This is a genomic window from Nitrospirota bacterium (assembly GCA_037386965.1).
Taxonomy (GTDB): Bacteria; Nitrospirota; Thermodesulfovibrionia; order Thermodesulfovibrionales; family JdFR-86; genus JARRLN01.
In genome coordinates, this window is the sequence record JARRLN010000051.1 from 21,112 (window position 1) to 27,582 (window position 6,471).

Annotated in this window: 7 protein-coding genes; 6 read left to right on the plus strand and 1 reads right to left on the minus strand. The window is 61.8% G+C overall.

The window, feature by feature from the left end; genetic code table 11:
• The first annotated feature begins 162 nt into the window (after positions 1-162).
• From P8Y39_08505 to P8Y39_08530, 6 genes are all read left to right on the plus strand, one after another.
• Positions 163-1,671 (plus strand): TolC family protein, encoded by a 1,509-nt coding sequence (locus tag P8Y39_08505; protein ID MEJ2192373.1) that lies wholly within the window; start codon positions 163-165, stop codon positions 1,669-1,671.
• A 105-nt stretch (positions 1,672-1,776) separates the two neighbouring features.
• Complete coding sequence (locus tag P8Y39_08510; protein ID MEJ2192374.1) at positions 1,777-2,742, plus strand: cytochrome c3 family protein; 966 nt, start codon at positions 1,777-1,779, stop codon at positions 2,740-2,742.
• Positions 2,739-3,563, plus strand: coding sequence for a hypothetical protein (locus tag P8Y39_08515; protein ID MEJ2192375.1), 825 nt, complete (start codon positions 2,739-2,741; stop codon positions 3,561-3,563). The genes P8Y39_08510 and P8Y39_08515 overlap by 4 nt, the downstream gene beginning before the upstream one ends.
• Positions 3,560-4,276: a ubiquinone/menaquinone biosynthesis methyltransferase gene (locus P8Y39_08520; protein ID MEJ2192376.1), complete on the plus strand. Its 717-nt coding sequence runs from the start codon at positions 3,560-3,562 to the stop codon at positions 4,274-4,276. Before P8Y39_08515 ends, P8Y39_08520 begins: the two co-directional genes overlap by 4 nt.
• 252 nt (positions 4,277-4,528) lie before the next feature.
• Positions 4,529-4,684, plus strand: coding sequence for a hypothetical protein (locus tag P8Y39_08525; GenBank protein MEJ2192377.1), 156 nt, complete (start codon positions 4,529-4,531; stop codon positions 4,682-4,684).
• Positions 4,681-5,463 (plus strand): hypothetical protein, encoded by a 783-nt coding sequence (locus P8Y39_08530; GenBank protein ID MEJ2192378.1) that lies wholly within the window; start codon positions 4,681-4,683, stop codon positions 5,461-5,463. The genes P8Y39_08525 and P8Y39_08530 overlap by 4 nt, the downstream gene beginning before the upstream one ends.
• A 211-nt stretch (positions 5,464-5,674) precedes the next feature.
• Here the strand turns inward: P8Y39_08530 and P8Y39_08535 are convergent, their stop codons facing one another.
• On the minus strand, positions 5,675-6,352 hold the full coding sequence (locus tag P8Y39_08535; protein ID MEJ2192379.1) for a hypothetical protein: 678 nt from the start codon (positions 6,350-6,352) through the stop codon (positions 5,675-5,677).
• Positions 6,353-6,471: the final 119 nt, after the last annotated feature.

Genomic DNA, 6,471 nt, shown 5'->3' on the forward strand with positions numbered 1-6,471 from the left:
GCCGAAAGCCCGTTGCCAGCGCAAAGCGCCCGGCGCCCCCTTGCTTCCCGTGACGCGCCGGGAAGCATTATACCATCGGGGGCCTGGGAATTTCCGCCGGGCAGACCCGTGCCGGATGCGTCCTATTGCCCTTCCGCGGCCTTTTTGCTATCATGTCCCTTCATGAAGCGACGGCCGGAGGTGGCCTCCTCTGCCATGATGAAGCCTTCCCTCAGGGACATCTTCTCCTGTGCGCTCTGCGCGGTCATTTTCATGCTTCTGGCCCTTCCTGCCCCGGCCTCGCCTGCGGAGAAGCTTGAGCTCACCCTGGAGGAGGCCGTGGATATGGCCCTCGAGAAGAACCTCTCGCTCAAGAGCGAGCGCTATTCGGTGCCCATCTCCGAGGCCGACCTGCTGGCCGAGAAGGGCGCCTTTGACCCGGCGGTGGGGCTGAACCTTTCCAACCTCTCGGCCAAGAGGGAAAGCCCCTCGCTCCTGACGGGCACGAAGGAAGACCATTTCACGGGCGAGCTTTCGTTTGGGGGCAAGATAAGGCTGGGCACCACGTACAAGCTCGACTGGTCGAGCGAGCGGGTGAAGAGCAACCTGGAATTTCTCACCATCAACCCTTTTTATAGCTCCGACCTTACCCTCACCCTTACGCAGCCGCTTTTGAAGGGCCGGGGCCCCCGGGTGCAGGAAAGCGATGTCGCCAGAGCCCGGAACAACGTTGCGGCCTCCCGCCTCCGGGAGGACGCGGCGGCCATGGACGCGGTTGCCGGGACCGTGGAGGCCTACTGGGAGCTTTATTTCGCCCGGTCGGAGCTCGAGGTCTCGGAGTTCTCCCTGAAGCTCGCCCGGAGAACCCTGGAGGAGGTCCGCGCGAAGATAGAGGCGGGGTCCCTCCCCCCGGTGGAGGTCTACCAGGCGGAAGCCGAGCTCGCCCAAAGGCAGGCCGACCTCATCCAGGCCCGCAAGCTCGTGGCCGACCGGGAGGACCGCCTCCGGGAGAGCATGAACCTGGAGCAATGGGAGGTGGAGATATTCCCCGTGAGCTCTCCTCCGGAGCCCGTGCAACCTCCAGCCCTGGAGGATGCGGTTTCAGCGGCCTTCCAGAACAGGCGTGATTACAAGCAGGAGGTCATTGCCCGGGATAATGCGCAGATACAGCGGCACTTTCTGGCAAACCAGAAGTTCCCGGAGCTGGACATCTTCGGCTCCACCGGTTTGAACGGGGTGGACCGCAGGTACGGCTCTGCACTGGATAACATGTTTTCGGGGGACTTCTTTACCTGGGAGGTGGGGGTGAACTTCAGCATGCCGCTTCTGAACCGGCAGGCGCGGGGCCGGTACCTGAGGGCTGCGCGGGAGGCCGACAGGGCGGAGACGGCCGTTGCCAAGCTCGGCCAGTCCATCCGTGTGGAGGTGCGCGAGGCCTGGCGCGAGGCGCGGAGGTCCACCGAGACCATCGCGGCGAGTGAGCGGGCGAGGGTGGCATCCCAGAAGCGTCTGGAGGCCGAGGAAGAGAGGTTCCGGGTGGGGAAGGCCACCCTGAACGACGTCCTCCAGTTCCAGGAGGACTACGTCCAGGCGCTCTCGGCGGAGCGCCGGGCGCGGGCGGACTACGCCATAGCCCGGGTGCGGCTGGCCCGGGCCCAGGGCATCCTGGCTGAGGCTGTCCTGGCCGAATAGCCGTTCGAACCTCTTTTGACGGCATTTTTCCGCCAGTCTCCTTGACAGAGGCCGGTTTTCGCTCTATAACGAAAGAGAGGCCCAAATCCCTCTGGACGGAGATGCATGAGCGCTACCCTGCTGAGCCGGGTATTTTTCATCTCTATGTTCCTTGCGCTGATATCCTTTCCCGCGGTTGCCTCGGACGGAGAAAACTGCCTGTCCTGTCACGGCCGGAAGGGCGCTCCCTATTATGTGAGCGAGGAGCAGTTGAACGACTCCGTCCACCGGGAGCTGGGGTGCACCGATTGCCACGTCTCCATCACCGGGTATCCCCACAAGAGGATTTCTCCCGTGGACTGCCTGGGCTGCCACTCCGGCGGCGAGGCGGAGGCGGCGGGAGCGGCGCCCAGAGACTACAGCCAGAGTGTGCACGCCATGGCTGCCGGGGGCCCGGTCTGTAAGACCTGCCATGGCACCCATCACATCCTGTCCTCGGAGGACCCTCGCTCCAGCACCTACCGCTCGAACGTTCCCCGCCTTTGCGGCTCCTGCCACCCCGGCCCTTACGGCATCTATAAGACGAGCATCCACGGGCAGATGGTGCTCGAACGCGGCGACCTCAAGGCGGCCGTCTGTTATGATTGCCACATGGAGCACGCCGTCCCCCCGATAGGGGAGCCCCGGTGGAAGCTCTGGCTTATCCAGGAGTGCGGAAGCTGCCACAAGAGGCAGCTGGACACCTATCGCGAGACCTATCACGGCCAGGTCACCAACCTGGGATATACCACGGTGGCCAGGTGTCCGGACTGCCATGGCTCCCACGGCATCCTGCCTCCGCAGAACCCCGGGTCCACGGTCTCAGAGCAAAACATCGTCACGACCTGCCGGAAGTGCCATGCCTACGCCAACAGGAACTTTGCCGAGTACTATCCACATCCCAATGACCGTAACCGGCAGAAGTACCCGGTCCTTTTCTACACGTTCTGGGCCATGAGCACGCTGCTCATCGGGGTATTCAGTTTCTTCATTGTTCATACGTCTCTCTGGGCCTACAGGGGCATCAAGGAAAGGAGGCAAAAGAAACAGTGAGCGGCGAGGTTTACATACGGAGGTTGAACGCCTACCACCGCGTGTTGCACGTGATCATGGCCTCGAGCTTTTTCGGCCTCGTCATCACCGGGATGCCCCTGAAATACTCCTACGCCCCCTGGGCCGGCGTCCTGGTGCGCATGGTGGGAGGATATCAAGAGGCGGGCCTCATCCACCGCGTGTGCGCCGCGGCGACCTTCGGGTATTTTTTCGCCCACTTCCTTTATGTAACCTACTTCGTCGCCGTCGTGAAACGTTTCCGGTTCAACCCGTTTGGCCCGGATTCCATGGTTCCCCGATGGAAGGATATAAAGGACATTTACAGAAGTTTCCGCTGGTTCTTCGGGCTGGGGGAGCGGCCCCGGTTCGACAGGTGGACCTACTGGGAGAAGTTTGACTACTGGGCCGTCTTCTGGGGGGTGGGCGTCATCGGTGTTTCGGGCCTCACGCTGTGGTTTCCGGAGTTCTTCAGCCGTTTTCTGCCCGGCTGGATATTCAATGTCACCACCATCATCCACAGCGACGAGGCACTTCTGGCCGCCGGGTTCATCTTCACGGTCCATTTCTTCAACACCCACCTGAGGCCCGAGAAGTTCCCCATGGACATGGTGATTTTCACCGGACGGCTGACGGAGGAGCAGATGAAGGCCGAAAAGCCCCTGGAGCTTCAACGGATAGAGAACGAGTCCAACTGCGCCGGGCGCGTCGTCCCGGCCCCGCCCGGGTGGCTCCTTGTGGCCGGAAGGGCCTTCGGCAGTCTCCTTCTTTTTATCGGATTAGTCATGCTCGTTCTCATCATACTGGGGCAGTTCATCCTGTGAACAAGACGCTGGACATTCGGGACAGCTTCGTTGAGAGAGTGTTCGCCACCGTGGCTCCCCGGTTCGACTTTCTGAGCCGCATGTTCAGCCTGGGGCTCAGCGCCCACTGGCGGCGAAAGGCCCTCCGGCTCTCGGGCGTAGGGGAAGGCGACCGGGTGTTGGACATCTGCACGGGCACGGGAGCCCTGGCTTTCCTCCTGGCCCGGATGGTGGGCCGGCGCGGCTCGGTGGTGGGCGTGGATTTCTCCAGGCCCATGCTGGACATAGCCCAAAAGAAGAAAGCCTCGCTTCCCGATTGCGACCATCTGACATTTCTTTACGGCGACGCCAAGGCGCTGGATTTCCCCGCCCGCTCCTTCGACGCCGTAACCGTGGGCTTCGGGATGCGGAACGTCCGGGACACGGAGGCCGCCCTGAAGGAGGTGAGGCGCGTACTCAGGCAGGGGGGACGCTTTGTCTGCCTCGAGCTCACCCAGCCTCCGGGGCGGTGGGTCCGGCGGCTCTACGGCTCCTACGTCTTCCGCGTCATCCCGGTCGTCTCGGGGCTCCTTCTGAAGGACTGCACACCCTATCGCTACATGGCCCGGTCCATATTCGGCTTTTCCACACCCCTGGAGTTCCGGGAGGTGATGGAGTCCTCGGGGTTCCGGGTAGAGTGCATGCACATCATGCTTCACGGGATTGCCACTATCTATGTCGCCTCCGTCCGATGAGCCCCTGCACGCCCTGTGCGCCAAGCACGGCGAACTCCTGCACGAATTCGACAGGAGGAGCATACGTCTGCTCCGCCGGCGGCATCCGAAGATGGCCGCCGCAATGCCTTTCTTTTCTGATTTCCGGGATGCTAATGTCCAAAAGGAGATAGAGAAGGACTGCCTGGCTATCAGGCTCGTGCGTACTCGCCGGAGGAGGTCAGGGAGCTCATCCGCAGGTTTCTTTCCCTCTACATCCGGGAGACGGAGCTTTTGGAGCGCGAGACGAAGCTTCCGCCACTCATTGGCCGCGCCGCTACGGCCTTGAGCGACGCCCTCATCCAGGCCATGAAGGAGGCCTCCCGCGGCCTGGCCGAGGATTGCATCGAGAAACTCTTCGGGGAAGAGGCGAACCGCGGCCCCAGGTGACCATTCACGGCGTTGATTTCAGCGGGGCGCGAGACGCCGGGCGCTCCATCTGGATAGCCTCGACGAGGCAGAGAGGCGACGGCCTCCTCATCGAGGGATGCCGTCCGGCATCGGAGCTTCCCGCCTCCGGCGTGCAAGGAGGTCCGGCCCTTCGGGCTCTCCTTGATTTCATAGCGCAGCGCCGGGGAGAGGCATTCGGCATCGACTTTCCCTTCGCCCTGCCCGCCCCGCTCATGAAGGGGCTGAGCTGGGAGGAATTCGTTCTGGACTTTCCCGGCCGGTTTCCCTCGGCAGAGGTTTTCAGGGACTGGTGCAGGGAGGAGGGTGGGGGCAGCGAGCCTTCACGGAGGACCGACAGGGAGAGCAAGGCCCCTTTCTCGCCCTGTAACCTTCGCCTCTACCGCCAGACGTTCCATGGCATCCGGGACATCCTTTATCCCCTCCTCAACAGGGACCTCGCGCGTGTTCTTCCCATGCAGAAGGCACACGCGGAGAGGGCTCTCCTGCTTGAGGTCTGCCCTGCCTGCACGCTCAAACGGGAAGGCCTGTACCAGCCCTATAAGGGCCGGGGACGTGAAGCCGCCAGGAAGCGCATGGTCGCTGCCCTTGAGGACGGCTATGGCCTCGTCTTCGTTGACCCGGGCCTCAGGCGGCGCGTCATCGCCCAGAAAGGGGGCGATGCCCTGGACAGCTTGGTGGCCGCTCTGGCGGCCCGGCGGGGGCTCAGCGGCCCAGGATTGGCGCGAGAGGCATCCCGAGAGGGGCATATTTACGTATAGAAGAATAAGGTGGTGCGCCAGGGAGGACTCGAACCCCCGACCCGCTGCTTAGAAGGCAAGGCAAGGGTAGGGCCGGTTTTCGACCATGGCCGCTAATGCCCGCCGTTACTGGATTTGCGGGGACGTGGTAAAAGACGTTTTCGACGCTGGTAGACCCTGCCCCACGGTATCAGGTGACACAGTTACTGCACAGTAACTTTTGAAAACGTTTTCAATACGGAAAGGAGTAGGCAAGGCCCCTGGGAGACCCGGCCTTTTCTTTGCGCGACAACCGGCAGCCGAAACTGAATGTGGCCGTGCTGGCCAACCTTAAAACAAACGCGCCGGTGCAGCCGGGCCGCTTGCGCCGGGTGCGCCGTTCGCCCAGCTTTAATGTTAACTGGCGCATCACGTTTTTGACCGCTTCCATCTCCTCGGAGGACAGATCGGCAAAGTCCTTATGCCACAATACTTCCCTGTCACTGTAGGTTTTGGTGATCTCGATGACGATTTTCTCCTCGGAATCGCTCGCGCCGTTATCAGCCTCCTTTTGAGGCGTTTCTTCAGCCTTTTGTAGAGGCGGCGGCGTGAATTGGGGCTCATCCGGTTTTTGTTGGATCAGGGAGGATAAATCAAGCTGCGCCCATTGTTCTGCCGGTTTGCGCCAAAACAATTCGAAGGCCTGGTCAAATAACGGGATGTCCTCCCGTTTGTGCACCAGCAGGCTGCGTGCGGTGTGGTAAAAGTCTTCTTTGCGGCCGATTTCGATCAGGTCGAGCGCCTGGACCAGGTCAATCATGCGGCCTGGATTTACATCCAAACCCAGCCGGCGCAAGAGACGGCCAAATACCAGCAGATTATGCAGAAACTGCCCCGAACGATTTTTCCCTTGGGGCGCGTCATTCATCACGCTGCTTCACCTCGAGTTGGCCTAAATTTCTGTTCGCACTTGTACGCGTTCCAGGATGGCCTTGACTTGGTCGTCGTTGACCTTTTCGATATCGTCCTGGTATTTCAGGATCGCGCCGA

Excerpts from the sequence above, each read along its gene's own strand:
- P8Y39_08505 (MEJ2192373.1), top strand. The coding sequence starts at position 163 with ATGAAGCGACGGCCGGAGGTGGCCTCCTCTGCCATGATGAAGCCTTCC.
- P8Y39_08510 (MEJ2192374.1), top strand. The coding sequence starts at position 1,777 with ATGAGCGCTACCCTGCTGAGCCGGGTATTTTTCATCTCTATGTTCCTT.